General features: G+C 59.1%; 1 protein-coding gene. It reads left to right on the top strand.

Features of this window, described 5'->3' with window-relative positions; genetic code table 11:
- Positions 1-52 precede the first annotated feature (52 nt).
- On the top strand, positions 53-374 hold a 322-nt coding region (locus KP705_RS19235; RefSeq protein WP_215765468.1), incomplete at its 3' end, for a DUF4158 domain-containing protein.

Here is a 374-nt window from a genome sequence, read left to right as displayed (position 1 = left end):
GGACAGTCCGTCCAACGATCCCCTTCCGGACACATGAAGGAGACATCCGATCATGGCGCGGCGCCGTCTTCTGACCCGTGAAGCTCTCGCCCGACATTACGAGCCTTCTGTCGATGATCGCGAGATCACGAGACATTTTACACTCAGCCAGGATGACTTCGATCTGATCGCAACCCGCCGCGGAGAAACCTCCCGATTGGGTTTCACGATGGTCATGCTCTACATGCGCTGGCCGGGACGGGTGCTGGAATCTGGTGAAACACCACCGGCTCCCATTCTGTCATTTGTTGCGCGGCAGCTCGACCTGTCCCCTGGGCTCTGGTCCCATTACGGACGTCGTGACGAAACCCGTCGATCCCATCTGGCCCACCTGA

The sequence above is a fragment of the Gluconobacter sp. P1D12_c genome, assembly GCF_018812105.1.
Classification (GTDB): domain Bacteria; phylum Pseudomonadota; class Alphaproteobacteria; order Acetobacterales; family Acetobacteraceae; genus Gluconobacter; species Gluconobacter oxydans_A.
The sequence above is the reverse complement of the archived record's forward strand: the minus strand, read 5'-3'. Positions and strand labels throughout refer to the sequence as shown.